Annotated in this window: 28 protein-coding genes and 1 pseudogene; 21 read left to right on the plus strand and 8 right to left on the minus strand. The window is 37.1% G+C overall.

From position 1 onward, the window contains the following. Positions 1–41: 41 nt before the first annotated feature. The gene (gene dacB / locus GG9_RS04010) at positions 42–1,481 is read right to left on the minus strand and encodes a serine-type D-Ala-D-Ala carboxypeptidase (RefSeq protein WP_005631571.1); all 1,440 of its coding nucleotides are present in this window, start codon (positions 1,479–1,481) and stop codon (positions 42–44) included. Between the two features lie 163 nt (positions 1,482–1,644). Between dacB and greA the strand changes: the two genes are divergently transcribed. Then, positions 1,645–2,121 carry a transcription elongation factor GreA gene (gene greA, locus GG9_RS04005; RefSeq protein ID WP_005628917.1) on the plus strand — a complete coding sequence of 159 codons (477 nt, stop codon included), beginning with the start codon at positions 1,645–1,647 and terminating at the stop codon, positions 2,119–2,121. A 39-nt stretch (positions 2,122–2,160) separates the two neighbouring features. On the opposite strand, the gene yhbY is transcribed toward greA, so the two are convergent. Continuing rightward, entirely contained in the window at positions 2,161–2,460 is a 300-nt protein-coding gene (gene yhbY, locus GG9_RS04000) for a ribosome assembly RNA-binding protein YhbY (RefSeq protein WP_005628915.1), read from the minus strand. Between the two features lie 126 nt (positions 2,461–2,586). Here yhbY and rlmE point away from each other — a divergent pair. The 8 genes and pseudogenes from rlmE to bioD all read left to right on the plus strand — a co-directional run bounded on the left by rlmE (position 2,587) and on the right by bioD (position 9,961). Beyond that, a pseudogene (gene rlmE, locus GG9_RS03995) lies at positions 2,587–3,219 on the plus strand (23S rRNA (uridine(2552)-2'-O)-methyltransferase RlmE). A gap of 89 nt (positions 3,220–3,308) precedes the next feature. After that, positions 3,309–5,216 carry an ATP-dependent zinc metalloprotease FtsH gene (gene ftsH / locus GG9_RS03990; protein ID WP_005631577.1) on the plus strand — a complete coding sequence of 636 codons (1,908 nt, stop codon included), beginning with the start codon at positions 3,309–3,311 and terminating at the stop codon, positions 5,214–5,216. A gap of 111 nt (positions 5,217–5,327) precedes the next feature. After that, positions 5,328–6,170, plus strand: a complete 843-nt coding sequence (gene folP, locus GG9_RS03985) for a dihydropteroate synthase (protein ID WP_005631580.1) — start codon at positions 5,328–5,330, stop codon at positions 6,168–6,170. A 37-nt stretch (positions 6,171–6,207) separates the two neighbouring features. After that, entirely contained in the window at positions 6,208–7,542 is a 1,335-nt protein-coding gene (gene glmM / locus GG9_RS03980; RefSeq protein WP_005631581.1) for a phosphoglucosamine mutase, read from the plus strand. Between the two features lie 58 nt (positions 7,543–7,600). Beyond that, the gene (gene sixA / locus GG9_RS03975) at positions 7,601–8,098 is read left to right on the plus strand and encodes a phosphohistidine phosphatase SixA (RefSeq protein WP_005631583.1); all 498 of its coding nucleotides are present in this window, start codon (positions 7,601–7,603) and stop codon (positions 8,096–8,098) included. Positions 8,099–8,318: 220 nt separating this feature from the next. Next, positions 8,319–8,786: a hypothetical protein gene (locus GG9_RS03970; RefSeq protein WP_005631585.1), complete on the plus strand. Its 468-nt coding sequence runs from the start codon at positions 8,319–8,321 to the stop codon at positions 8,784–8,786. Positions 8,787–8,864: 78 nt separating this feature from the next. Continuing rightward, on the plus strand, positions 8,865–9,131 hold the full coding sequence (locus GG9_RS03965) for a YcgL domain-containing protein (protein WP_005631587.1): 267 nt from the start codon (positions 8,865–8,867) through the stop codon (positions 9,129–9,131). Positions 9,132–9,232: 101 nt separating this feature from the next. Beyond that, complete coding sequence (bioD, locus tag GG9_RS03960) at positions 9,233–9,961, plus strand: dethiobiotin synthase (protein WP_005631588.1); 729 nt, start codon at positions 9,233–9,235, stop codon at positions 9,959–9,961. An 85-nt stretch (positions 9,962–10,046) separates the two neighbouring features. Here the strand turns inward: bioD and metF are convergent, their stop codons facing one another. Next, positions 10,047–10,928 (minus strand): methylenetetrahydrofolate reductase, encoded by an 882-nt coding sequence (gene metF, locus GG9_RS03955; RefSeq protein WP_005631590.1) that lies wholly within the window; start codon positions 10,926–10,928, stop codon positions 10,047–10,049. A 310-nt stretch (positions 10,929–11,238) separates the two neighbouring features. On the opposite strand from metF, the gene rplM reads away from it, so the two are divergent. The 4 genes from rplM (at position 11,239) to GG9_RS03935 (ending at position 13,340) form a co-directional block, all read left to right on the plus strand. After that, on the plus strand, positions 11,239–11,667 hold the full coding sequence (rplM, locus tag GG9_RS03950) for a 50S ribosomal protein L13 (RefSeq protein ID WP_005631592.1): 429 nt from the start codon (positions 11,239–11,241) through the stop codon (positions 11,665–11,667). A gap of 16 nt (positions 11,668–11,683) precedes the next feature. Further along, positions 11,684–12,076 (plus strand): 30S ribosomal protein S9, encoded by a 393-nt coding sequence (gene rpsI, locus GG9_RS03945; protein ID WP_005631594.1) that lies wholly within the window; start codon positions 11,684–11,686, stop codon positions 12,074–12,076. A gap of 173 nt (positions 12,077–12,249) precedes the next feature. Continuing rightward, on the plus strand, positions 12,250–12,888 hold the full coding sequence (gene sspA, locus GG9_RS03940; RefSeq protein ID WP_005631597.1) for a stringent starvation protein SspA: 639 nt from the start codon (positions 12,250–12,252) through the stop codon (positions 12,886–12,888). Next, a complete protein-coding gene (locus GG9_RS03935) occupies positions 12,888–13,340 on the plus strand; it encodes a ClpXP protease specificity-enhancing factor (protein WP_005631599.1) in 453 nt (150 codons plus the stop codon). Before sspA ends, GG9_RS03935 begins: the two co-directional genes overlap by 1 nt. A 35-nt stretch (positions 13,341–13,375) precedes the next feature. Here GG9_RS03935 and dxs read toward each other — a convergent pair whose 3' ends face one another. The 3 genes from dxs to xseB all read right to left on the minus strand — a co-directional run bounded on the left by dxs (position 13,376) and on the right by xseB (position 16,440). Further along, positions 13,376–15,244 (minus strand): 1-deoxy-D-xylulose-5-phosphate synthase, encoded by a 1,869-nt coding sequence (gene dxs / locus GG9_RS03930; RefSeq protein WP_237702620.1) that lies wholly within the window; start codon positions 15,242–15,244, stop codon positions 13,376–13,378. 66 nt (positions 15,245–15,310) lie between these two features. Continuing rightward, positions 15,311–16,201 carry a (2E,6E)-farnesyl diphosphate synthase gene (ispA, locus tag GG9_RS03925; RefSeq protein WP_005631604.1) on the minus strand — a complete coding sequence of 297 codons (891 nt, stop codon included), beginning with the start codon at positions 16,199–16,201 and terminating at the stop codon, positions 15,311–15,313. Next, the gene (gene xseB, locus GG9_RS03920) at positions 16,201–16,440 is read right to left on the minus strand and encodes an exodeoxyribonuclease VII small subunit (protein WP_005628882.1); all 240 of its coding nucleotides are present in this window, start codon (positions 16,438–16,440) and stop codon (positions 16,201–16,203) included. Before xseB ends, ispA begins: the two co-directional genes overlap by 1 nt. Before the next feature lie 159 nt (positions 16,441–16,599). Here xseB and thiI point away from each other — a divergent pair, with 159 nt between their 5' ends. The 5 genes from thiI to cspD all read left to right on the plus strand — a co-directional run bounded on the left by thiI (position 16,600) and on the right by cspD (position 19,618). Beyond that, positions 16,600–18,060 (plus strand): tRNA uracil 4-sulfurtransferase ThiI, encoded by a 1,461-nt coding sequence (gene thiI, locus GG9_RS03915; RefSeq protein ID WP_005631606.1) that lies wholly within the window; start codon positions 16,600–16,602, stop codon positions 18,058–18,060. A gap of 10 nt (positions 18,061–18,070) precedes the next feature. Then, the gene (locus GG9_RS03910) at positions 18,071–18,391 is read left to right on the plus strand and encodes a YqcC family protein (RefSeq protein ID WP_005631608.1); all 321 of its coding nucleotides are present in this window, start codon (positions 18,071–18,073) and stop codon (positions 18,389–18,391) included. Continuing rightward, positions 18,385–19,104, plus strand: coding sequence for a tRNA pseudouridine(65) synthase TruC (gene truC, locus GG9_RS03905; RefSeq protein WP_005631610.1), 720 nt, complete (start codon positions 18,385–18,387; stop codon positions 19,102–19,104). Before GG9_RS03910 ends, truC begins: the two co-directional genes overlap by 7 nt. After that, positions 19,097–19,255: a YoaH family protein gene (locus GG9_RS03900; RefSeq protein WP_005628875.1), complete on the plus strand. Its 159-nt coding sequence runs from the start codon at positions 19,097–19,099 to the stop codon at positions 19,253–19,255. Before truC ends, GG9_RS03900 begins: the two co-directional genes overlap by 8 nt. A 144-nt stretch (positions 19,256–19,399) precedes the next feature. Further along, positions 19,400–19,618 (plus strand): cold shock domain-containing protein CspD, encoded by a 219-nt coding sequence (gene cspD, locus GG9_RS03895; protein ID WP_005628872.1) that lies wholly within the window; start codon positions 19,400–19,402, stop codon positions 19,616–19,618. 67 nt (positions 19,619–19,685) lie between these two features. Here the strand turns inward: cspD and matP are convergent, their stop codons facing one another. Continuing rightward, positions 19,686–20,132: a macrodomain Ter protein MatP gene (gene matP, locus GG9_RS03890; RefSeq protein ID WP_005628871.1), complete on the minus strand. Its 447-nt coding sequence runs from the start codon at positions 20,130–20,132 to the stop codon at positions 19,686–19,688. Between the two features lie 126 nt (positions 20,133–20,258). On the opposite strand from matP, the gene GG9_RS03885 reads away from it, so the two are divergent. After that, positions 20,259–22,034: an AAA family ATPase gene (locus GG9_RS03885; RefSeq protein WP_005631613.1), complete on the plus strand. Its 1,776-nt coding sequence runs from the start codon at positions 20,259–20,261 to the stop codon at positions 22,032–22,034. Between the two features lie 169 nt (positions 22,035–22,203). After that, positions 22,204–22,737 carry a bifunctional 3-hydroxydecanoyl-ACP dehydratase/trans-2-decenoyl-ACP isomerase gene (gene fabA / locus GG9_RS03880; protein WP_005631615.1) on the plus strand — a complete coding sequence of 178 codons (534 nt, stop codon included), beginning with the start codon at positions 22,204–22,206 and terminating at the stop codon, positions 22,735–22,737. 108 nt (positions 22,738–22,845) lie between these two features. Here fabA and GG9_RS03875 read toward each other — a convergent pair whose 3' ends face one another. Beyond that, positions 22,846–23,418: a YceB family lipoprotein gene (locus tag GG9_RS03875; RefSeq protein ID WP_005631617.1), complete on the minus strand. Its 573-nt coding sequence runs from the start codon at positions 23,416–23,418 to the stop codon at positions 22,846–22,848. Between the two features lie 79 nt (positions 23,419–23,497). Between GG9_RS03875 and GG9_RS03870 the strand changes: the two genes are divergently transcribed. Continuing rightward, complete coding sequence (locus GG9_RS03870; RefSeq protein ID WP_005631619.1) at positions 23,498–24,214, plus strand: BUD32 family EKC/KEOPS complex subunit; 717 nt, start codon at positions 23,498–23,500, stop codon at positions 24,212–24,214.

The following is a 24,214-nucleotide window of genomic DNA, read 5'->3' on the forward strand; positions in this document are numbered from 1 at the left end:
GTAGTAGTAGAGTGGTCGTGGTGTTTTTTTAGAAGGCTTTATTAGTATTTATAGATTTCATTATATAAGCCACTCTCAAATTGTACTAATGGGGCTCGTTTGGTTTTGCTTTCCAAATCGCCTGTTGAGTAGCCATTAATAAATTGAACAAAGGCCACTTTTTCCCCTCGAGCGTTTGTCATAAACCCAGCGAGGTTATAAACCCCTTTCAAAGAGCCAGTTTTAGCAATAACATTTTTTACTAATGGCGGGCTAATTAATCCACCTCGCCCACTGATCGTGCCATCTACACCTGCGATGGGGAAAGCTTCCATTAAATGTAATTTATCTTCGTTTTTGGCGATGTATTCTAAAACGGATAGCATCGTTTTAGGTGCTACAAGATTATGGCGAGATAGACCTGAACCATCGGCTAAAATACTATTACCAAAACGAATTCCCTGTTTTTGTAATATGGATTTAACCGCTAATGTGCCTAATTGAAAGGATGCTGGGCGTTTATAGTAATTGAATGCCACTGCTCGGAATAATGAATCGGCAATTTGGTTATCCGATTTTTTCATCATTTTTTTCAATAAGTCAGGCAATGGTTTTGATAAATGTTTCGCTAATAGCTGACCTTGTTGTGGTTTTTGGGGCAGCATGACTTTGCCATTAAACTCAATACCTAATTGTCTTAATTGACGTTGAATAATCGCGGCAGCATAAGCATCCGTATCTTGCACGGCAAAGCTTAAGCCAAAAGGTTTAGATTGACGGGCTAAACATCCTTTTACTTGATAGCGATTATTGTCGTGTACAACGACATCGAGCTGACAATAAGGTGCTTCATTGCTATCCGCTACATAAACTTGTCCGAACACTTGAATTGGAAATTGTGCAGGCACATTGATTTTTACTGTTTCGCCGGGATTTTGATTCGCATCTAGTTCCGCATAAAAACAGTTGTTATCAATATTCGCAGCGGATGGCGGAGAGTTGAAACACATGGTCAGATCGTTCCAAATCCAACCTAATCCTCGGTCGTGACTAGAAAAAACAGAGGTATCTAATACTAAATCGCCATTAATTTTTTTGATGCCTTGTTTTTTTAATTCTGCAAGTAAGGTATAAAGCTGGCCACTGGTAAGATCAGGATCGCCTGTGAAACGCACGATTAAGTGACCCTCTAAATTCCCATTTTGAATTTTTCCATTACTCAAAAGAGCGGTCTCAAATTGGAATTGATCACCTAATGCAAGTTTAGCGGCAACAGCTGTAAAAACTTTTTGTGTGCTCGCAGGAAGCATAAAGGTTGAGCCATTATAATCCGCAATAATTTGGTTTTGATTTATATTTTTGGCGATAAAACCTACGCTGGAACCTTCAGGCAATTTTTGTGTTAAATCTGAAACATTAATATTGGCGAAAGTTGGCAGGCTAAAACTTACTGAAAGTAAAAAGGATCCAAGTGCGGTGGAAATTGAAGATAATTTTTTCATATTAGGTTTGTTATGGTTGCTATTTTTTTTTAGACGAACAATAATAAGCCCCGAATGAAATTGAGTAAATCATTTTCTCATTTCAAGTTTATTTTTAATAATACTGCGGCAAGATTTTAGGATTTTGCCGTGGTTTTTGTTTTATTTAGTAAAAGGAAAAACAATGCAACAAATTCCAATGACTGTGCGTGGCGCAGAACAATTACGTGAAGAATTGGATTTCTTAAAAAATGTACGTCGTCCTGAAATTATTAAAGCGATAGCAGAGGCCCGCGAGCACGGTGATTTAAAAGAAAATGCAGAATATCATGCTGCTCGTGAGCAACAAGGTTTTTGTGAAGGCCGTATTCAAGAGATTGAAGGTAAACTTGGTAATGCTCAAGTTATTGATGTAACCAAAATGCCAAATAATGGTAAAGTTATTTTTGGTGCAACAGTTGTGCTTGTAAATACTGATACAGACGAAGAAGTTACTTATCGCATTGTGGGCGATGATGAAGCTGACATTAAATCTGGTTTGATTTCGGTTAATTCTCCAATTGCGCGAGGTTTAATTGGTAAAGAATTAGATGATACCGTTAATATTACAACGCCAGGCGGTGTCGTTGAGTTTGATATTATTGAAGTGAATTATATTTAAATAAAAAAAGTGCGGTTGAAAATAACCGCACTTTTGTTGTTATTTGCGTGGAAGCTGAATTTTTGCTTCTTCGCTTGGGCGATAAAGCACCAAAATATGCCCGATAGTTTGTACTTGTGCTGCTTTAGTTTCACGCACAATCGCATCGATAATAAGTTGTTTGGTTTCGCGATCGGCACCAGCAACTTTTACTTTAATGAGTTCGTGATGATTAAGTGCATTTTCAATTTCAGCAAGTACGCCTTCGGTTAAGCCATTTCCACCAAGCATAACGACTGGGTTAAGATGGTGCGCAAGACCTTTTAAAAATTGTTTTTGTTTGGTTGATAAGGTTGTCATAAGGATTCCTAATTAAAAAGAGCGGTTGATTTTCTCAATGTTTTTCACTGATTTCAATCTGCCTTGGCTTGAATTCGGCAGATTGTAACCAAATATAAGCAAAACTACTACCAAAAATAGAAGATTATGGGAAAGAAAAAACGTTCAGCGAGTTCTTCTCGCTGGCTAAATGAACATTTTAGTGATCAATTTGTGCAAAAAGCGCATAAGCAAAAGTTACGTTCACGCGCTTATTTTAAGATTGATGAAATTCAGCAAACGGATAAATTATTTAAACAAGGAATGACAGTGGTCGATCTTGGCGCTACACCTGGCGGCTGGTCACAATATGTGGTGGGGCAAATCGGTGGTAAAGGTCGAGTGATTGCTTGTGATATTTTAGAAATGGATCCCATTGTCGGTGTTGATTTTCTGCAAGGCGATTTCCGTGATGAAAATGTTTTGAATGCTTTATTAGCGCGCGTAGGCGAAGATAAAGTTGATGTTGTGATGTCTGATATGGCACCAAATTTTAGTGGAATGCCATCAGTGGATATTCCACGCGCAATGTATTTGGTCGAGCTTGCTTTAGATATGTGTAAACAGGTCTTGGACAACCAAAGGAAGCTTTTGTTGTTAAAGTTTTCCAAGGTGAAGGCTTTGATGAATATTTAAGAGAAATTCGTTCTTTTATTTAATGTGGTGAAAGTGCGTAAGCCTGAAGCATCACGCGGACGTTCTCGTGAAGTATATATTGTGGCGACAGGCTATAAAGGCTAATTGCTTTGATAGCTTTTCATCGCTAATGATGTGTAGTATCTTGTAAAAAATTTTTTAACTTAGGAAAGGTAGGTTAGACTTTGAACGATATGGTCAAAAATCTGGTGCTTTGGGTGGTAGTAGCGGTCATTATGATGACAGCATACCAAAGTTTTAATTCCTCTTCGGTAGATAATTCTACTGATTATACAACCTTTGTTTACGATGTAAGCAATGGTCAAGTGACGGAAGCGCGTTTTGATGCCAATGAAATTACGGTAACGAAAACGGATGGTTCTAAATATTCAACCGTAATGCCGCCACTTGAAGACAAAAAATTGCTTGATGATTTGTTAAGCAAAAAAGTCAAAGTGGAAGGCACGCCATTTGAAAAACGTGGTTTCTTGTCCCAAATTTTAATTTCTTGGTTCCCAATGTTATTCCTTGTTGGCGTATGGGTATTCTTTATGCGTCAAATGCAAGGTGGTGGCGGCAAAGCAATGAGCTTTGGTAAAAGCCGCGCCAAAATTCTGAATCAAGATCAGATTAAGGTGACTTTTGCAGATGTTGCTGGTTGCGATGAAGCAAAAGAAGAAGTGGGCGAAATCGTTGATTTCTTGCGTGATCCTAATAAATTCCAAAACTTGGGTGGTAAAATTCCAAAAGGTATTCTGATGGTTGGTCCTCCAGGTACTGGTAAAACCTTACTTGCTCGTGCGATTGCAGGGGAGGCAAAAGTTCCATTCTTCACTATTTCTGGTTCTGATTTCGTAGAAATGTTTGTGGGTGTTGGTGCATCACGTGTACGTGATATGTTTGAACAGGCTAAGAAAAATGCACCCTGCTTAATCTTCATTGATGAAATCGATGCAGTGGGTCGCCAACGTGGTGCGGGCTTAGGTGGTGGACATGATGAACGTGAACAAACCTTAAACCAAATGCTAGTTGAAATGGATGGATTTAGTGGTAATGACGGCGTAATTGTTATTGCAGCAACTAACCGCCCAGATGTGCTTGACCCAGCTTTAACTCGTCCAGGCCGTTTTGACCGACAAGTGGTTGTTGGTCTGCCAGATGTGAAAGGTCGTGAGCAAATCTTAAAAGTGCATATGCGTAAAGTGCCTGTTGCGCAAGATGTTGATGCAATGACATTAGCGCGTGGTACGCCGGGCTATTCTGGTGCAGATTTAGCAAACTTAGTGAATGAGGCTGCTTTATTTGCTGCTCGAGTGAATAAACGCATGGTCACCATGCTTGAGTTCGAAAAAGCAAAAGACAAAATCAATATGGGGCCAGAGCGTCGCACAATGATTATGACGGATAAGCAAAAGGAATCAACCGCTTATCACGAAGCAGGTCACGCCATTGTGGGGTATTTAGTTCCTGAGCATGATCCTGTACACAAAGTGACTATTATTCCTCGTGGTCGCGCGTTGGGTGTGACATTCTTCTTACCTGAAGGTGATCAAATTAGCATTAGCCAAAAACAATTAGAAAGTAAGCTTTCTACCTTGTATGCAGGGCGTTTAGCAGAAGATTTGATTTACGGTGAAGAAAATATCTCAACGGGTGCATCAAATGATATTAAAGTAGCGACTAATATCGCGCGTAATATGGTGACGCAATGGGGATTCTCTGACAAATTAGGTCCGATTCTTTATACGGAAGATGAGGGCGAGGTTTTCTTAGGTCGTTCAATGGCGAAAGCAAAACATATGTCGGATGAAACTGCTCATGCAATTGATGAAGAAGTGCGTGCAATTGTAAATCGTAACTATGCGAGAGCAAGACAGATTTTGACTGATAATATGGATATTCTTCATGCGATGAAAGATGCATTAGTCAAATATGAAACCATTGAAGAAGAACAAATCAAACAATTGATGAATCGCGAACCCGTCACACCGCCATCAGGTTGGGAAGAGCCGAAAACTCAACAGGCTGCTTATGCAAATTCAACAACGAATGATACAAAGCCTGAAAGTGCGGTAGAAAATACCGACGATTTTAATGTTTAACTTATCAAAGCCTTTCTTCGGAAAGGCTTTATTTTTTCCTAATGATTTTTTTCTTGGATGTATTTCGCTATAATTGCCCACCAAAATCACTCTAAAAACTAACCGCACTTTATGAAACTTTACGCGAATAATAAATGTCTTGATTTAAGCGTTCCTAAGATTATGGGAATCCTTAATTTTACGCCTGATTCTTTTTCTGATAGAGGACAGTTTTTTAGCTTGGATAAAGCGCTTTTTCAAGTTGAAAAAATGTTGGAAGAAGGAGCGACAATTATTGATATTGGTGGTGAATCTACGCGTCCGTCATTCCTTTATAATGATGCGGATGAAGTCTCTGAACAAGAAGAATTGCATCGTGTTGTGCCAGTAGTGGAGGCGGTGCGAAGCCGTTTTGATTGCTGGATTTCTGTCGATTCTTCAAAAGCAGTTGTGATGCGTGAAGCAGCAAGTGTTGGAATGGATTTGATTAATGATATTCGTGCTTTGCAAGAGCCAAATGCGTTAGAAACCGCAGTAAAACTAGCTTTACCTGTTTGTATCATGCATATGCAAGGGCAACCTAGAACGATGCAGGCAAATCCTCATTATGAGAATGTCGTACAAGATGTATTCGCTTTTTTACAGAAACGTACTAATGAATGTCTTTCTGCTGGTGTTAAAAAAGAAAACTTAATTTGGGACATGGGATTTTGTTTTGGTAAGTCTGTACAGCATAATTATCAATTATTACAAAATCTGAATGAATTTTGTCATAGTGGATATCCTGTGTTAGCGGGATTATCTCGCAAATCAATGATTGGTGCGGTGCTTGATAAACCCGTCGATCAGAGAGTGATAGGCAGTGCGGCAGGCACGCTTATTGCAGCGCAAAAAGGTGCAAAAATTTTACGCGTACATGATGTTGCTGCAACATCAGATATGCTCAAAGTTTGGCAGGCAACAGAAAATGCCTGATGATTTTATAACGATAAAAAATTAAAGGAATTGTGTTATGGTAAATCGTAAATATTTTGGAACAGATGGTGTGCGTGGAAAAGTGGGTACTTATCCAATTACACCAGATTTCGCATTAAAATTAGGTTGGGCTGCAGGAAAAGTATTAGCTTCTCAAGGTTCTAAAATGGTTTTAATCGGTAAAGATACTCGCATTTCTGGATATATGTTGGAATCAGCCCTTGAAGCAGGTTTGGCTGCTGCGGGGTTATCTGCTGCATTTACCGGCCCTATGCCTACACCCGCTATTGCTTATTTAACCAGAACTTTCCGTGCTGAAGCGGGTATTGTGATCTCGGCCTCTCATAATCCTTATTATGATAATGGCATTAAATTCTTTTCAGCAAAAGGGACTAAATTACCTGATGAAATTGAAGAAGCCATTGAAGCGATGTTAGAGCAACCGATGGATTGTGTGGAATCTGCAGAATTAGGTAAAGCAAGTCGTATTAATGATGCAGCCGGACGCTACATTGAGTTTTGTAAAGGCACATTCCCAGCTCACTTAGGCCTAGAAGGTTATAAGATCGTGGTAGATTGTGCAAATGGTGCGACCTATCATATTGCGCCTAACGTGTTGAGAGAGCTTGGTGCGGAAGTCATTGAAATTGGTACAGATCCAAATGGTTTGAACATTAATGAAAAATGTGGCGCAACGGATGTGACAGCATTGCAAGCGAAAGTAGTTGAAATGAAAGCTGACGTTGGCTTAGCTTATGATGGCGATGGTGACCGCATTATGATGGTCGATCATTTAGGAAATAAAGTTGATGGCGACCAAATTCTCTTTATTATTGCACGTGAAGCATTGCGCTCAGGCCAATTAAAAGGCGGTGTCGTTGGCACATTAATGAGTAATATGAGCTTAGAGATTGCGTTGAAAATGCTTGGCGTTCCTTTCTTACGTGCAAATGTGGGCGACCGTTATGTATTGGAAAAAATGGTTGAAAACGATTGGACGCTTGGTGGTGAGAATTCTGGACATATTATCATTGCGGATAAGAATACAACGGGTGACGGCATTGTTGCGTCATTGGCTGTATTGGCGGCGATGGCACAGCATAAATTATCATTAAATGAATTAGCGAGTGCGGTTAAATTATTCCCACAAGTGTTAATCAATGTACGTTTTGCGGGTGGGGATAATCCACTTGAAAGTGACGCTGTAAAATCTGTTGCCGCAGACGTTAAAAAACGTTTAGAAGGCAAAGGTCGTATTTTATTGCGTAAATCGGGTACGGAACCACTTATTCGAGTTATGGTGGAATGCCAAGACGCTACACTTGCACAACAATGTGCAGAAGAAATTGCAGAAGCAGTTAAATCTCATTAATTTTTTAACCGCACTTTATTTAGTGCGGTTTATTTTTATCAAATACTTAGGAAAGCAAATGAATATTTTTATTATGCGTCATGGCGAGGCTGAAGTAATGGCTAATAGTGATAAAGCTCGTCGCTTAACTGCCTATGGTATTAAGCAAGCTTTTTTTCAAGGAGAATGGTTAAAACAGCATTTAAGTACGCTAGTAATTAATTCACTAGACCGTATTTTAGTGAGTCCTTATGTCAGAGCTCAAGAAACCTTTCATCAAGTTAATCAAGCGTTTGATTTTGAATTAGAAAATAAACTTGAAACTTGGGAGGGTATAACTCCTTATGGCCATGCGCATTCAGTCATTGATTATTTAGAAGTGCTGAAACATGATGGGGTTAAATCTGTATTGATTATTTCTCATTTACCTTTAGTTGGAGAAATCGTTGCTGAACTGTATGGAAAACGAAATCCAATACCATTTTATCCTGCAACCATTGCTCAATTATTATGGGATGGTAATAAATCAGAAATATTGATGCATCAAGCATCTAAAGAAATTCATAAGATTGATTAAATCTAAAACATATATTCATATACATTTCTTTACAAAAAATAAAATTTTTCTATGGAACTTTTTTAAAATATATTTAATATCAATGTGTTAATGCTCTTTTTTACACTTATTTATTTATCAGAAATGTAAATTTTTGTATTAGCTATTTTCTTTTAATAAAACTTCCGTAAACTACGCCACATCAAAGCAATAGGGCTTTGCCGTAATCAAGATTTATTCTATGGAGAAAATTATGAAAAAATTAACACTAGCATTAGTTTTAGGTTCAGCTTTAGCGGTAACTGGTTGTTTCGATAAAGAAGAAGCTGCACAAAAAGTTGACGCAGCTAAACAAGCGGCAACATCAATGGTTTCTGAAGCAAAAGACGCAGCAACTAATGCTGTTGCTGATGTTAAAGATGCGGCTAAACAAGCTTCAACTGAAGTGAAAAACACTGCAGTAGAGAAAACTGCTGAAGTTAAAGATGCAGCAATGGCTCAAGTTGAACAAGTAAAAGATGCTGCTGCAGCTAAAGTTAGCGAAATGAAAGATGCTGCAACCTCTAAAATTGATGCAATGAAAGATGCTGCATCATCAAAAATGGATGCGATGAAAGACGCTGCGACTTCTAAAATGACTGAAGTTAAAGAAGCCGTTTCTGAAAAAGCAACTCAAGCAGCTGATGCCGTAAAAGAAGCTGCAAAATAATGCTTTAAGCAATTTAATAAATGGTAAAATCCCTGTTAAAGAAATTTAATAGGGATTTTTTATTTAGGAAAACAAAATATGTTATGTGCAATTTATAAAAGTAAAAAGAAACCGGGAAGCTATCTGTATATCGCAAAAAGAGAGGATTTTTCTCAAGTGCCAGAAGTGTTACTGAGCCACTTTGGAAAACCAGAATTAGTCATGATGTTTAATTTACTTGGGAGCAAACCGCTACATAATGTAGATAGTAATGAGGTATTGGAAAAAATTAAACAACAAGGATTTTATTTGCAAATACCAAAACAAGATGATGGTTTATTTAATAGCTTGAGTGAGATCAAATAAATTGTTTATTTTTGATACGAAAAAGAGAAAATTTGCGTTATCTCAAATTTTTAAAGGAAAAATTCTTTTAAAATCCACCGCACTTTTTAAAGGAGATAAAAATGAGTAGCTTTTTTGTTGCGGGGACAGATACAAATGTGGGAAAAACCACAGCAACCCGTGCGATTATTCAAGCCTTGCAAAAGCAGGGTGTGCAAGTGGTTGGCTATAAACCCATTGCTTGTTGCGGTGAGGAAAGTATTTATCCAGCGATGCAAGAAGAAAATACATCAGATTATGATAATTTATCAAATTCAGATGTATTAACATTAATGGATTCAACTAAAGAAAATGTGTCCTACAAGGATATTAATAGTTATACCTTTAGCCATAGCGCACCGATGCTGACACAAGATAGGACGCGTATTAAGTTAGATAAAATTAATCATGATTTAACTCGATTAAATCAAAATTATCAGTCTGTTGTGGTTGAGGGCTCGTTTGGTTTAATGACTCCAATGGCGGAAGGAAAAAGTTTTGCTGATTGGGTTGCACAACGAAAAATGCCTGTGGTTCTTGTGGTTGGTATTAAAGATGGTTGTGTGAATCACGCATTATTAACTGTGCAAGCGATTCAACAGCTAGGCGTGCCGTTATTGGGCTGGATAGCTAACCGAGTTAATCCATTATTAAGCCACTATGCAGAAATTGTTGATTTGCTTGTTGAGCATATTGATGCGCCGCTTTTAGGGAAAATTCCTTATTTGCATAAACCAGAAGAGCAAGAATTGGGACATTATTTGACGGATATTGATCGATTAATGTATATGCAAACAGAGTTAGTCAAATAATAAAGTGCGGTTAAAGTTTTTTATATTTAAATAAGGGCGTAAATAACGCCCTTATTTTATGGAAGAAAAATATCTTATCTTTAAGTTATTCTGGTCTTACACCTAACATATGACAAATTGCATAAGTTAGTTCACTACGATTTAGTGTATAGAAATGGAAGTCATTCACGCCTTCGCGAGATAAAATTTTCACCATATCCATTGCAACACTTGCTGCTACAAGATTACGAGTAGTTTGATCATCGTCTAATCCTTCATAAGCATTAACAAGCCATGCCGGAATTTTCACATTAGTGAAAGAGGCCATTTTTTGTAATTGCTTAAAGTTAGTTACAGGTAAAATGCCCGGCACGATTTCTGTATCAATACCAATTGATGCACAACGATCACGGAAACGTAGGTAGCTTTCAATATCAAAGAAAAATTGAGTGATAACATGGTTTGCACCTGCATCAATTTTACGTTTTAAATTAATCAAGTCTGCTTGTGCTGATTTTGCTTCGGGATGAACTTCTGGATAAGCTGCTACAGAAATATCAAAATCAGCGACAGAACGGAGTAATTCCACAAGATCTGACGCATAAAATGGTTTTTTAGCATATCCTTTTGGTTCGTCACCGCGTAACGCAACGATGCGACGAATACCACTGTCCCAGTAATCTTTAGCAATTTGTTTTAATTCTTCAGGTGTGGCATCAATACCAGTTAAATGCGGAGCAGCCTCTAAGCCAGTTTCTTGTTTGATTGCTTTTACAATACCATGAGTGCGGTCACGCTCGCCAGAATTTGCGCCGTAAGTAACAGAAACAAATTTGGGTTTTAACACTTTTAAACGATGAATAGAATCCCACAAAAGCGTTTCCATTTTTTCATTTTTGGGTGGGAAAAATTCAAAAGAAACATTAATTTTTTTATTGAAGTCAGCGATGTGCTGATTAAGCGTGTCAATTTCTTTAGCGTAGCTCATAAAAATTCCTATAGCTAGTATGATGATATTTGAGTTAACAATAAAATAACTTTATGTATGAGTCAATTTTAATAAATTCATTAAAAACATTAATTTAGTTAATGTAAATAGGTTTCAGCAAAAATACTAAAATATTGCATAAAAAATTAGCATTCATGAAATAAATATGTATAATACACCGACCCTGTAAATGTGCGAATTCCCATCGTACATTATTTTATCGAGATCTCACTCGAAGGGGTGGCGATTAAGATCAATGGTTGTGTTCATAAGAACACTGGGTATCAAACTAATTTTTGGTAATTAATTAATGAAAACTTTTGTAGCAAAACCAGAAACGGTTAAACGCGACTGGTACGTAGTAGATGCGACAGGTAAAACTTTAGGTCGTTTAGCGACTGAATTAGCACGTCGTCTTCGTGGTAAACACAAGGCTGAGTACACTCCACACGTAGATACTGGTGATTACATCATCGTTATCAACGCAGAAAAAGTGGCAGTAACTGGTCGTAAAGAAACAGATAAACTTTACTACTGGCACACTGGCTATGTAGGTGGTATTAAACAAGCGACTTTCAAAGAAATGATCGCTCGCCGTCCTGAAGCAGTGATTGAAATTGCGGTTAAAGGTATGTTGCCAAAAGGTCCATTAGGCCGTGCAATGTTCCGTAAATTAAAAGTGTACGCGGGTGCTGAACACCAACACGCTGCACAACAACCACAAGTATTAGATATTTAATCACGAGGTTTAGAAAATGGCAGAGAATCAAAACTACGGCACAGGTCGCCGCAAAAGCTCTTCAGCTCGTGTATTTATCAAACCGGGCAGTGGTAAAATCACTATCAACCAACGTGAATTAGACGTTTACTTCGGCCGTGAAACTGCGCGCATGGTAGTACGTCAGCCATTAGAATTGGTTGAGTTAACTGATAAATTAGACCTATACATCACTGTTAAAGGTGGTGGTATTTCTGGTCAAGCGGGTGCAATCCGTCACGGTATCACTCGTGCATTGATGGAATACGATGAAACATTACGCCCAGCACTTCGTGCAGCTGGTTTCGTTACTCGTGACGCACGTCGCGTTGAACGTAAAAAAGTGGGTTTACACAAAGCACGTCGTCGTCCACAATACTCAAAACGTTAATTTTTATTTTCGTTTCGAAAAAGAAAAGCAGAGAGAAATCTCTGCTTTTTTGTTATCTAACTTATTGATTATAAAACAATAAAAAAGAATTGTTTGGCAAATGACCTATGCTTTGTGATAGAATACACACCCCTTATAAAATATAGAATATTTTTGGATCTTCGGAGGAATAAATGTCCAGCGCATCAAGTAAACGTTCAGTAATGACCCTTTTTTCAAATAAAGATGATATTTACTGTCATCAGGTAAAAATTGTTTTAGCTGAAAAAGGTGTACTTTATGAGAACGAAGAAGTTGATTTGCAAGCATTACCAGAAGATTTAATGGAATTAAATCCGTATGCTACGGTGCCAACGTTAGTTGATCGTGATCTTGTTTTGTTTAGTTCACGAATTATTATGGAATATCTTGACGAGCGTTTTCCGCATCCACCATTAATGCAAGTGTATCCAATTTCTCGAGCAGAAGATCGTCTTTTAATGTTACGAATTGAACAAGATTGGTATCCAACTCTCAAGAAAGCAGAAAATGGTACAGAAAGTGAAAAAGCTGAAGCGCTCAAACAATTAAAAGAAGAACTTTTAGCGATTACACCAGTTTTCCAGCAAACACCTTATTTCATGAATGAAGAGTTTGGCTTAGTGGATTGTTATGTTGCGCCATTGTTATGGAAATTAAAACATTTAGGCGTGGAATTTACAGGTCCAGGTAGTAAACCGATTAAGGGATATATGGATCGTGTATTTAGTCGAGATTCATTCTTGCAGTCTGTAGGTGAGGCTGCACCAAAAAATTTAATGGATGATAAATAATGGAATACAAAGCTTCCCCTAAGCGCCCTTATTTATTACGCGCTTATTATGATTGGCTAGTAGATAACAGTTTTACGCCTTATTTAGTTGTTGATGCGACTTACTTAGGTGTGAATGTTCCTGTCGAATATGTGAAAGATGGGCAGATTATATTGAACTTGTCTGCTAATGCTACGGGCAATTTACAACTGACAAATGATTTCATCCAGTTTAATGCTCGCTTTAAAGGTGTTTCTCGTGAATTGTATATTCCAATGGGCGCAGCGCTTGCGATCTATGCTCGTGAAAATGGTGATGGCGTGATGTTTGAGCCAGAAGAGGTTTACGATGAACTTAATTCTGAGCCAGATACTGAACAACCAACTAGTTTTTATAAGGCTGTAGATAGCCCTAGAAAACAAGAAGAAAAAAAGAAAACAAAATCAGTTTCCCATTTAAGAATTGTTGATTAAGAAAAAACGCGATGAAGTTATCATCGCGTTTATTTTTATAAATTACCTTGTTTTGCAATAAAGTTGAGAATTTTTTCTTCAATGCCTTTTGTATCCAATCTTAAATCTGCCAATGCTTCTTGCTGTGTCGCTTGTGGAATAAAATAATCTGGCAAGCCAAGTTGTAAAAGTGCGGTTGATTTTCCTGATGAATTTAGTACTTCTGCAACAGCAGATCCCGCTCCACCTTGAATTGCATTTTCTTCTAATGTGACTAAATAATCATGACTTTGAGCAAGCACATCAATCATTTCAATATCAATCGGTTTCACAAAACGCATATCGACAACCGTTGCATTGAGTTTTTCTGCTGGCTCTAAAGCGGATGGTAACAGGGTACCAAAGTTTAAAATCGCAATTTTTTGACCTTCTCGAATTAAACGTGATTTACCGATAGGAAGCATTTCTAAAGGTGTTAGTTCAACACCAATGGCATTTCCGCGAGGATAACGCACTGCCGCTGGTTTCCCGCATTGATAACCTGTATAGAGCATTTGACGGCATTCATTTTCATCACTTGGTGTCATGATGATCATATTTGGAATACAACGCATAAAACTGAGATCAAATGCCCCTTGGTGTGTTGGGCCATCAGCACCTACGATACCCGCTCGATCAATCGCAAAATAATACAGGCAGTATTTTGAATGGCAACATCGTGAATTAATTGATCGTAAGCACGTTGTAGAAATGTCGAGTAAATCGCAACTACGGGGTTTATATCCGCCAATAGCAAGTCCAGTAGCAAACGTGACGGCGTGTTGCTCTGCAATCGCTACATCAAAATATTGTTCTGGAAAACGTTGAGAAAACTCCACCATGCCAGAGCCTTCACGCATTGCTGGTGTGATACCAATAATTTTTGAATCTTTTTCTGCCATTTCGCATAACCAATCACCGAAAATTTTCGAATAAGTTGGCTTAGTATTGTGTTTAGGCAATTCACCACTGATTGGATCAAATTTTGGTACGCCGTGGAAACCAATAGGATCTTTTTCTGCGGGCGCGTATCCTTTACCTTTTTTCGTTTTTATATGTAAGAATTGTGGGCCTTTCAGATTACGCATATTCGTAAGTGTTGCCACTAATTCGTCAATGTTATGTCCATCTACCGGGCCAATATAATTAAAACCGAGTTCTTCAAATAATGTACTTTCTGGTGAGAACATCACCCCTTTCATGTGTTCTTCGGTTTTTTTCATAAAGTTTTTTACAGGTGGAACTTTATCGAGAATTTTTTTACTTCCATCTCGTAATGTGGAGTAGATAGAACCAGAGAAAATACGAGCAAGGTGATTATTCAATGCGCCAACATTTTCTGAAATAGACATTTCATTGTCATTTAAAATAACCAACATATCAGTGTGAACAGAACCTGCGTGATTCAGCGCTTCAAAAGCCATTCCAGCAGTAATTGCGCCATCACCGATTACGCATACCGTTTTTCTACCTGCATTTTCTCGTTCTGCGGCGACAGCAATACCCAATCCAGCACTAATAGAAGTAGATGAGTGGCCAACGCTTAATACGTCAAATTCACTTTCTTCACGCCAAGGGAAAGGATGAATACCGTCTTTTTGGCGAATAGTGGACATTTGATCTCGACGACCCGTTAAAATTTTATGTGGATAAGCTTGATGCCCAACATCCCAAATTAACTGATCAAATGGTGTTTTATACACGTAATGAAGTGCAACGGTTAGCTCTACAGTGCCTAAACCTGATGCTAAATGCCCGCTAGTTTGACTAACAGATTCTAAAAGATAACCGCGTAATTCTTGGCAGAGTTGGGGTAGCTGATCTTTATTTAAAAGACGCAAATCTTCTGGTGAATTAATCAAAGATAATAAGGGGTAATTGTTCATATTGTTAGTCATTTTAAAAACGTTATAATTTTTGACCGCACTTTGTGAGCATTGATGCGGTCGGTATTAACTTTTTCTAGTAATAATGAATTCAGCTAATGCACGAAGTGCGGTTGTATCAAAAGGAATCTTTTCTAATTCAGACAAAGCACTTTGATATAAATCTTGTGCTTTTTGTTTTGCGCCACTTAACCCAAGTAATTTGGGATACGTACTTTTATCTAAATCAAGATCCGCACCGACTTGTTTGCCAATTTCTGCACTATCACCTTCAATATCTAAAATATCATCTTGAACTTGAAAGGCTAAGCCAATGGCTTCCGCATATTGTGTTAAGGATTGTTCTAAAGTTTTGTCGGTAAAATGCGGAGAACAAATAAAACCTAATTTTAATGCAGCAATCAGCAATGCGCCCGTTTTGTTACGATGGATTAATTCTAATTCGCTTAAACTAATTTGTTTATGCTCAGAGATAAGATCTAAACTTTGCCCTAAGCACATTCCTTGTACACCCGCGCCTTGCGCTAAAATTTGAACTAAAGCCAGTTTTTGTTCAGAAGAAATATTTGGCGTTTTAGTTAATATTTCAAAAGCGAAACTTTGCAGCGCATCGCCCGCAAGAATAGCCGTAGCTTCATCAAATTGGATATGGCAAGTAGGGTGCCCACGACGTAGACTGTCATCATCCATTGCGGGTAAATCATCGTGAATTAAGGAATAGGCATGAATGGCTTCAATAGCGGCAGCGGCGTAATCTAAGGTTTGTTTCTCTGCGCCAAGCATTTGACCTGTTGCGTAAACTAAAAAAGGCCTAACCCGTTTACCACCAAGTAATAATGCGTATTTCATCGCCTCAAGCAAAGGCGCATTATGACTTTCAATTCCCTCAAATTGAGCTTCTAAAAAGTGGTTAATACGAGTTTGAACCTGTTGTAATTCTTCAGAAAAGTTACCCATTAAGCATTCCCTTCATAATCATTCAGTGGGGCATCTTCTGTTTTTTGCAATAAGATCTGAATACGTTGTTCTGCTTGTTGTAAACGTTCTTGTCCTAATTTAGCCAATTGCACACCTTGTTCAAATTCTTTTAACGCTTCTTCTAATGGTAGATCGCCATTTTCTAAATGTGTAACAATATTTTCTAACTGCGCTAACGTTGTCTCAAAATCTTGTGAAGATGCGGGTTTACGCGCCATGGAATTATCCTTTTTTCACGGTAAAAATTGCTTGTCATTGTACTGTATTTTACTTGAGTTGTTAAAAAATTATTTCAAGCTAGGACCAGTGGACTTTTCACTATCTTTGCGTAAAATACTCGCCACTTTAAATACCCAAGAAATACCTAAGCTATTTATATGAAATTTATCGTTAAACTTTTTCCTGAAATTATGATTAAGAGCGAAACTGTTCGTAAACGTTTCGCAAAAATTTTAACCTCTAATATTCGCAATATTTTACAGAAATATGATGAAGAAACTGCAGTTGTACGTCACTGGGATTACATTGAAGTGCGGTCAAAAAATGAAGAAAATCGTGAAGAATTAATTGCTTTGTTACAACGTATTCCTGGTATTCATCATTTTTTAGAAGTTGAAGAAAAACCGTTTACCGATTTACATCATATTTTTGAATTGACGCTTGCTGATGTCTCGCAACAACTTCAAGGCAAAACTTTTTGTGTTCGAGTAAAACGTAAGGGGAAACATAAATTTAGTTCGATTGAAGCAGAACGTTATATCGGTGGTGGATTAAATCAACATATTGAAAGCGCAAAAGTGCGGTTGAAAAATCCAGATGTGACTGTTCGTATTGATATTGAAGATGACAAAATGATGTTAGTTAAAGCACGTCACGCTGGTATTGGCGGTTATCCGATTGGGACGCAAGAGGATGTGCTTTCTTTGATTTCTGGGGGATTTGATTCAGGCGTATCGAGTTATATGTTGATTCGTCGTGGTTCCCGAGTTCATTATTGTTTCTTTAATCTTGGCGGCGCAGCCCATGAAATTGGCGTTAAACAAATGGCTTATCATATTTGGCAACGCTATAGCGCTTCACATAAAGTACGCTTTATTGCGATTAACTTTGAAGGGGTTGTCGGTGAGATTTTAGAGAACGTCGATAACGGCCAAATGGGCGTTGTATTAAAACGGATGATGGTGCGTGCCGCAAGTAAAGTCGCTCAACGTTTCAATATTGAAGCGATTGTGACAGGGGAGGCATTAGGGCAAGTTTCTAGCCAAACTTTAACCAATTTACGCTTGATTGATGAAGCTGGTGATGCCTTAGTATTACGTCCGTTAATTACCCATGATAAAGAACAAATTATCGCAATGGCGAAAGAAATTGGTACTGACGATATTGCAAAATCTATGCCGGAATTTTGTGGCGTGATTTCAAAAAATCCTACGATCAAAGCTGTTCGAGAAAAGATTCTAGAAGAAGAAGGGCATTTTAATTTTGAGATTCTTGAAAGTGCGGTACAAAATGCGAAATATTTAGATATTCGCCAGATCGCAGAAGAAACAGAAAAAGAAGTCGTGGAAGTAGAGGCAATTTCTGTATTGGGTGAAAATGAAGTGATTTTGGATATTCGTAGCCCAGAAGAAACGGATGAAAATCCATTTGAATCAGATACACATGAAGTCATTCAAATGCCGTTCTACAAACTTTCCTCTCAATTTGGTAGCCTTGATCAAAGTAAAAATTACGTGTTGTATTGTGAACGTGGTGTAATGAGTAAATTACAAGCCTTATATTTGAAAGAAAATGGTTTCTCAAATGTGCGTGTATTTGCAAAAAAATTCATTAATTAGGACATAAAATATGCGTAATCAAACTAAACAGCATCTTGAACAGCTTCAAATTACCATGCAGCAGCTTAATTTATGGCAAACGATGCCCCCTGCTGCAGAGGCGTTTTTAAGTGAAGAACCTTTTTCAATTGATACGATGTCTGCCGAAGAGTGGCTACAGTGGGTATTTATTCCACGTATGCAGGCATTGTTAGAAAGTGGTTCAACCTTGCCAAATAAAATTGCTATTTCTCCTTATATTGAAGAAGCAATGAAGGAATTTAATGAGTTACAACAATTATTAACTCCTTTAGTTGCTTTAGAAGAACTTCTGAACAAGAAAGAATGTTAGAAATTTTATATCAAGATGAGTTTCTCGTTGCGGTGAATAAGCCTGCAGGCATGTTGGTTCATCGTAGTTGGTTAGATCCTCACGAAACTCAATTTGTGATGCAAACTTTGCGAGATCAAATTGGCCAACATGTATTTCCTATTCATCGTTTAGATCGACCGACATCTGGCGTGTTGTTATTTGCATTGAGCAGTGAAATTGCGAACCTAATGTGTGAACAGTTTGAACAAAAGTGCGTTCAGAAATCTTATTTGGCTGTAGTGCGAGGGTATCTACAGGGAAAAGAGCGGATAGATTATCCACTAAAAATTCAATTGGATAAAATCGCAGATAAATTTTCTCAAGAAGATAAAGAGTCTCAAGAAGCCATTACTGATTATGAAGGATTAAAAATAGTCGAAATGCCTTATCCTGCTGGGCGTTATCAAACGGCGCGTTATTCTTTGGTTAAATTAATCCCTCATACAGGCAGAAAACACCAATTACGTCGCCATATGAAACATATTTTTCACCCAATTTTAGGTGATACGCAATATGGTGATTTGCATCAAAATCGTGCGTTAACCTTGCATCTTGGCTGTTCTCGGTTATTTTTACATTCTAATAGTTTGTCTTTTATTCATCCAATAACGAAAGAGCAAATAACAATTACAGCAGGTTTAGATGAACAATGGCATCAATTAATGAATCAATTTGGGTGGGAAAATGTTTGATATTAACTTAACACACGAACAGCAGCAAAAAGCAGTTGAACAAATTCAAGAACTTATGGCAAAAGGGATTAGTAGTGGAGAAGCGATTCAAATAGTGGCGAAAGCACTACGAGAAATTCATAAAAATGATAAAAAAACTCCAGAAAATTAAATTTTTTGTGATCTACTTATCATTTTTGAATATTGCTCATTGCATAACCGATCAAAATATTTGAATATAACGTCCATACGAGGTGATAAGGCGAGAGTCTTATTGATTTATTGTTTTAGTAGGCGAAGCCTAGAGAGGTCTTTTATGGAAATTGGTGTTGTGAAATGGTTCAATAATGCAAAAGGATTTGGTTTCATTTCCGCAGAAGGCGTGGATGCTGATATTTTTGCACATTATTCAGTGATTGAAATGGACGGTTATCGTTCATTAAAAGCAGGTCAAAAGGTGCAGTTTGAAGTTATCCACGGAGACAAAGGATCTCATGCCACGAAAATAATTCCACTTGTGGATAATCAAGAGTAATGCGAATGCTCTAAATTTTTCTCTATTAGTCCTAACTCAAAAAGACAAGAATTGCAGCTTGTCTTTTTTATTTTAATAAATTCTTTAAACTGGTTTTCATTGCTGCCATTTGGTTTTCAAATTGCGCTTTGCTTTCTCTTTCGTCAATCATATACGTAATTGTTTCCGAAAGTGTCATTTTCATTTTTCTAGAATATTTAGAAAGACGTAGCCAAACCGCATATTCTAAATCAATGGATTTTTTCTTGGTATGTTGTTTTTCACCATTAAAAAAGCGTTTACGGCGTGCACGAATGGCCTGATCGAGCTTAATCGGTAAGGCTGGAGAAAGATGATTCTTAATCCATTCTTCAATTTTTTCCGGATAATTTTGGGATTCTAATAATTCTTGGGCTTTAGCTTCTTGTAAACTTCGTTCTTCATAACGCGTGATATTTTCCCCTTCGCGATGTTTACGAATTAGGTAAATCCATTTCCAATTTGCTTCTTGATTTTCGAGTTTTTGATATTTCATTTTTTATCATTGAGTGACGTGGTAACTGCATTAATATACGTGTTTTTATGCTGATTTTCTAGTGGATTTTCACAAGGCCATTAAATATGCGATAATGTGGTCAATTTTTCTAGAAAGAGACCAGCCGTGAGTTCATTATTTTCTCAACAACAAGCTATTGAGCAATCTTTAAATTGGCAGGCATTACAACCTGATTTGGCAATTCAAGATTTTCCTTTAGAACCAGTGGATTTTTGGGCATTACAACCGAATGCCACACAGGCTATCGATTTATTTTTACGCCATCCAACGCGTTCCTTATTGATGATGAAAGTAGGTGAACCGGTTGAATATGCGGAATTATTACAAAATTTTATATCGAAAAACCATCACAAAGAGCGATCAATTTTCGGTGTGAATTATGTGATAGAGCAAGGCGACTCTTTTTCTTTTCCTCATGTTTATACCGAGCCAGTAAAATCTTTAGATGATAATTTTGCCAGTCAAGGTGAGGCGTTAAGCGCATTGTATTGCGATCAATTCCAGCTTTTCGGCAGTTTTCGGATTCATCCAAGTTCACAAGATATTCAATTAGTGCCAGGATTAGTGCATAAAGCTAATGGCGGTGTTTTGATTTTAAGTGCGGCAACATTGTTATCTCAATTTGATTTATGGGGGCGATTAAAACAAATTCTGCAAACCCAAACTTTTGATTGGTATTCAGCCCATCCATTTAAAAATTTACCTTGTGATATACCAAGCTATGCGCTGAACTTAAAAGTGATTGTACTTGGTAATCGTACCGAATTAGCCACTTTGGCTGAGTTAGAAGAAAACCTTTATTCTTTCGCCGATTATGCTGAAATTGAAAGTTATGTTTCTGTGGCTGAAGTTGAGGAACAAAAAACTTGGGCGGGTTATGTACAACAAATAGCTCAAGAGCAAAATATTGCGCTAGATTTTTCGGCGTTAAATAAACTCTATCAATTATTGGTGCGTGAAAGTGAAGATCGCTTTTTAATTAACGCATCACCTCTCAAATTAAAAGAAATATTACAGGATGCTTCAACTTTTGCTGAAAAAACTGCATTAAGTGCGGAGGATTTTGAGGATGTTTTTCAGCAAAAATTGGCACAATATGGTTTCCTAAAAGAACAAACTTATGCCGATATTTTAAATGAGCAAGTTTATGTCGAAACTCAAGGAGAAATTGTTGGGCAAATTAATGGTCTTTCAGTAATTGAATATCCTGGTACGCCCGTATGTTTCGGCGAACCTTCGCGTATTAGTTGTATTGTACAATTCGGCGATGGGGAAGTGATCGACGTTGAAAGAAAAAATGAACTCGCTGGAAATATTCACGGTAAAGGCATGATGATTGCGCAAGCTTGTCTTTCCAATATATTAGATTTGCCATCGCAATTGCCATTTTCTGCCTCATTAGTGTTTGAACAGTCTTATGGAGAAATTGATGGTGATAGTGCATCTTTGGCAATTTTTTGTGTGTTAGCAAGTGCTTTAGCCGATTTGCCTTTGCCTCAACATATCGCAATTACAGGATCGATTGATCAATTTGGACTTGTTCATTCTGTTGGTGGGGTAAATGATAAGATTGAAGGCTTTTTTACTATTTGCCAACGTCGTGGTTTAACTGGAAAACAAGGTGTCATCATCCCAATGACGACTATTCAGCAACTGAGTTTGTCTGATGAAGTGAAAAGTGCGGTAAAAAATGGTGAATTTTTTATTTATCCTGTAGAAGATATTTATCAAGCTTGCGAATTATTATTTAATCGTGATTTGCTAGATGAAAACAAAGATTATACAGAAAAAACTGAGCCTTTATCTCGTCTCATTCAACGTCGAATTGAGGGGAGAGCTGATTCAGAAAGGAAAGGTTTTTGGAATTTCTTCCGTCCTTAATAGATAAAAAGCGAACATTTGTTCGCTTTTATTTCTTCTATAATCTATCAAAGTGACTGCTCCGACAAGTTTTGCGAACAAGTGTTAGCTATTTACACTTTGCTATGTTCTCTTTAGAATGTTTTATATCAGTTTTAAACTGAATTTATCATATATAAAGGAACCTAAAATGCAAAACACTTGTACACCTAATAAAAAAAGTAGCTATTCTTATGATGATTTGCTCGCATCAGGTCGCGGCGAATTATTCGGCAAAGAAGGGCCTCAATTACCTGCTCCAACTATGCTGATGATGGATCGCATTATTGAAATGAATGAGGAAACAGGTGCTTTTAGTAAAGGGTATATTGAAGCCGAACTTGATATTAAGCCTGAATTGCCATTTTTTGGTTGTCATTTCATTGGCGATCCAGTGATGCCTGGTTGTTTAGGATTAGATGCTATGTGGCAGCTTGTTGGGTTTTATTTAGGCTGGATTGGTGGCAAAGGAAAAGGCAGAGCATTAGGCGTTGGTGAAGTAAAATTTACAGGGCAAATTTTGCCAACAGCTAAAAAAGTAGTTTACCGAATCCATATGAAACGAGTTATTAATCGTAAACTGGTTATGGGAATGGCTGATGGTGAAGTTGAAGTTGATGGCCGCGTTATTTATACAGCAACAGATTTAAAAGTTGGGCTATTCCAAGATACCTCTGCATTTTAATTTTTCTTTATTAATTCATACAAAAGGGCGGTGAAAATTTTTCTTAGATTTTCATCGCCCTTTTTATCCTTCTATCAACAAGCAACGTTCAATTACATCATATGAATATCATTGGAACATGCTGGTCTCTAAGGATAGTTGTCCTTTTTCTATACGGATTTCTTTAGCAAATTTTTTTATAAGCACATCACGCATATTGTTTTTATCTAATGTATAAACCGGAATATGTTCCAGTAATTTAGCGACATTCTCATTTAAAAAAGGCATGATTGCTTGCATTTGTTGCATATATTGCTGTGGTTCTCCTGACCAACGTAAAATACGCATTTTCTTTAAATAAACCGCGCCTTCTTCAGGATTATAATAAGGAATTGTATCGAAGGTCAGATTTAATTTTCCAGGCAGTTTTTTATTGCCAAATTGAAATAAACCCTCTAAAGTACCGCTCATTTCTACACGTTTATCATTAGTTTGCCCAATTTTCGTACTCAAATTTCTTATTTGATAATCAAGAAAAAATAATCCGGGTAAGCCAAATTTATCTGCAATAGCTCCTTTCTCTTGTAGATATTGATTAATTTGATATTCAGTTATTGAAAAAGGTGAAGCCGATATATTAGGGGATACCGTTAAAGTTAAAATAGACGTTAACGTAAGAAATAATAATTTAATTTTTTTCATATTTAATTTTTAGTTAAGTTAAAAGCAAAATAAAAATAGTGGATAAATATACCACAAATAGCAATGGAGTGATGTAGTAATGAGCCCTGAATTTAAAGAATATGTTAACCAATTAGTTATAGCACATCGTGATGAAAGAATTTATCCTTTTCAATATGAAGGCAAGAAATTTTGGTTGAAGCAACCTGAAAAATTGAAAGGGATTTGGTTATTATTGAAACCGTATCCGAAGCAATCTTTTAAAAATGAACTACAAACTTTGTTAAATCTTGCTGAAAAAAATGCACCTGTTCCAATAGTCTCTTATCATGATGAGGATTTTTTTGTTTTGGAAGATGCGGGAGCCACTGTATCACAATGGCTATGTGATAAGAAGATAGATGATCAGCAAAAATTTTCGATTATTTATGACGCTTGTCTCGCTTTGATTGATTTACATACTAAAAATCTGGTGCATGGTCGTCCTGCTATTCGAGATATTACTTGGGATAAGGGAAAAGTTACTTTTCTTGATTTTGAATCTCGTTCAAGTAGTCAAAATCAAAATTGGTTAATCGTTCGAGATATGCTATTTTTCTTTGATAGTTTATGTCGAGAAGAAGATATTTCAGATGATTTTATTCAAAAAGTAGCATTGTATTATAAAGCACATTGTGAGGTACAAAATTGGCATAATATGATTATGTATTTGCAGCGTTTTCGCTGGATTTACTATCTTTTGTTACCTTTTAAACCTATTGCAAAGACAGACTTAATTGCCGTTTATCGATTATTTGAAATTTTATTAATAAAGTAA

Source organism: Haemophilus haemolyticus M19501 (genome assembly GCF_000222025.1).
Classification (GTDB): domain Bacteria; phylum Pseudomonadota; class Gammaproteobacteria; order Enterobacterales; family Pasteurellaceae; genus Haemophilus; species Haemophilus haemolyticus_G.

Bases quoted from the DNA above. Each gene is read 5' to 3' on its own strand.
- metF (WP_005631590.1), bottom strand. From the start codon at position 10,928: ATGAGCTACGCTAAAGAAATTGACACGCTTAATCAGCACATCGCTGAC.
- thiI (WP_005631606.1), top strand. From the start codon at position 16,600: ATGAAATTTATCGTTAAACTTTTTCCTGAAATTATGATTAAGAGCGAA.
- greA (WP_005628917.1), top strand. From the start codon at position 1,645: ATGCAACAAATTCCAATGACTGTGCGTGGCGCAGAACAATTACGTGAA.
- cspD (WP_005628872.1), top strand. From the start codon at position 19,400: ATGGAAATTGGTGTTGTGAAATGGTTCAATAATGCAAAAGGATTTGGT.
- glmM (WP_005631581.1), top strand. From the start codon at position 6,208: ATGGTAAATCGTAAATATTTTGGAACAGATGGTGTGCGTGGAAAAGTG.
- dxs (WP_237702620.1), bottom strand. From the start codon at position 15,244: ATGAACAATTACCCCTTATTATCTTTGATTAATTCACCAGAAGATTTG.
- rpsI (WP_005631594.1), top strand. From the start codon at position 11,684: ATGGCAGAGAATCAAAACTACGGCACAGGTCGCCGCAAAAGCTCTTCA.
- GG9_RS03970 (WP_005631585.1), top strand. From the start codon at position 8,319: ATGGAGAAAATTATGAAAAAATTAACACTAGCATTAGTTTTAGGTTCA.
- GG9_RS03875 (WP_005631617.1), bottom strand. From the start codon at position 23,418: ATGAAAAAAATTAAATTATTATTTCTTACGTTAACGTCTATTTTAACT.
- bioD (WP_005631588.1), top strand. From the start codon at position 9,233: ATGAGTAGCTTTTTTGTTGCGGGGACAGATACAAATGTGGGAAAAACC.
- sixA (WP_005631583.1), top strand. From the start codon at position 7,601: ATGAATATTTTTATTATGCGTCATGGCGAGGCTGAAGTAATGGCTAAT.
- truC (WP_005631610.1), top strand. From the start codon at position 18,385: ATGTTAGAAATTTTATATCAAGATGAGTTTCTCGTTGCGGTGAATAAG.
- matP (WP_005628871.1), bottom strand. From the start codon at position 20,132: ATGAAATATCAAAAACTCGAAAATCAAGAAGCAAATTGGAAATGGATT.
- folP (WP_005631580.1), top strand. From the start codon at position 5,328: ATGAAACTTTACGCGAATAATAAATGTCTTGATTTAAGCGTTCCTAAG.
- sspA (WP_005631597.1), top strand. From the start codon at position 12,250: ATGTCCAGCGCATCAAGTAAACGTTCAGTAATGACCCTTTTTTCAAAT.
- GG9_RS03910 (WP_005631608.1), top strand. From the start codon at position 18,071: ATGCGTAATCAAACTAAACAGCATCTTGAACAGCTTCAAATTACCATG.
- fabA (WP_005631615.1), top strand. From the start codon at position 22,204: ATGCAAAACACTTGTACACCTAATAAAAAAAGTAGCTATTCTTATGAT.
- GG9_RS03900 (WP_005628875.1), top strand. From the start codon at position 19,097: ATGTTTGATATTAACTTAACACACGAACAGCAGCAAAAAGCAGTTGAA.
- yhbY (WP_005628915.1), bottom strand. From the start codon at position 2,460: ATGACAACCTTATCAACCAAACAAAAACAATTTTTAAAAGGTCTTGCG.
- ftsH (WP_005631577.1), top strand. From the start codon at position 3,309: ATGGTCAAAAATCTGGTGCTTTGGGTGGTAGTAGCGGTCATTATGATG.
- GG9_RS03870 (WP_005631619.1), top strand. From the start codon at position 23,498: ATGAGCCCTGAATTTAAAGAATATGTTAACCAATTAGTTATAGCACAT.
- xseB (WP_005628882.1), bottom strand. From the start codon at position 16,440: ATGGCGCGTAAACCCGCATCTTCACAAGATTTTGAGACAACGTTAGCG.
- GG9_RS03935 (WP_005631599.1), top strand. From the start codon at position 12,888: ATGGAATACAAAGCTTCCCCTAAGCGCCCTTATTTATTACGCGCTTAT.
- dacB (WP_005631571.1), bottom strand. From the start codon at position 1,481: ATGAAAAAATTATCTTCAATTTCCACCGCACTTGGATCCTTTTTACTT.
- ispA (WP_005631604.1), bottom strand. From the start codon at position 16,201: ATGGGTAACTTTTCTGAAGAATTACAACAGGTTCAAACTCGTATTAAC.
- GG9_RS03965 (WP_005631587.1), top strand. From the start codon at position 8,865: ATGTTATGTGCAATTTATAAAAGTAAAAAGAAACCGGGAAGCTATCTG.
- rplM (WP_005631592.1), top strand. From the start codon at position 11,239: ATGAAAACTTTTGTAGCAAAACCAGAAACGGTTAAACGCGACTGGTAC.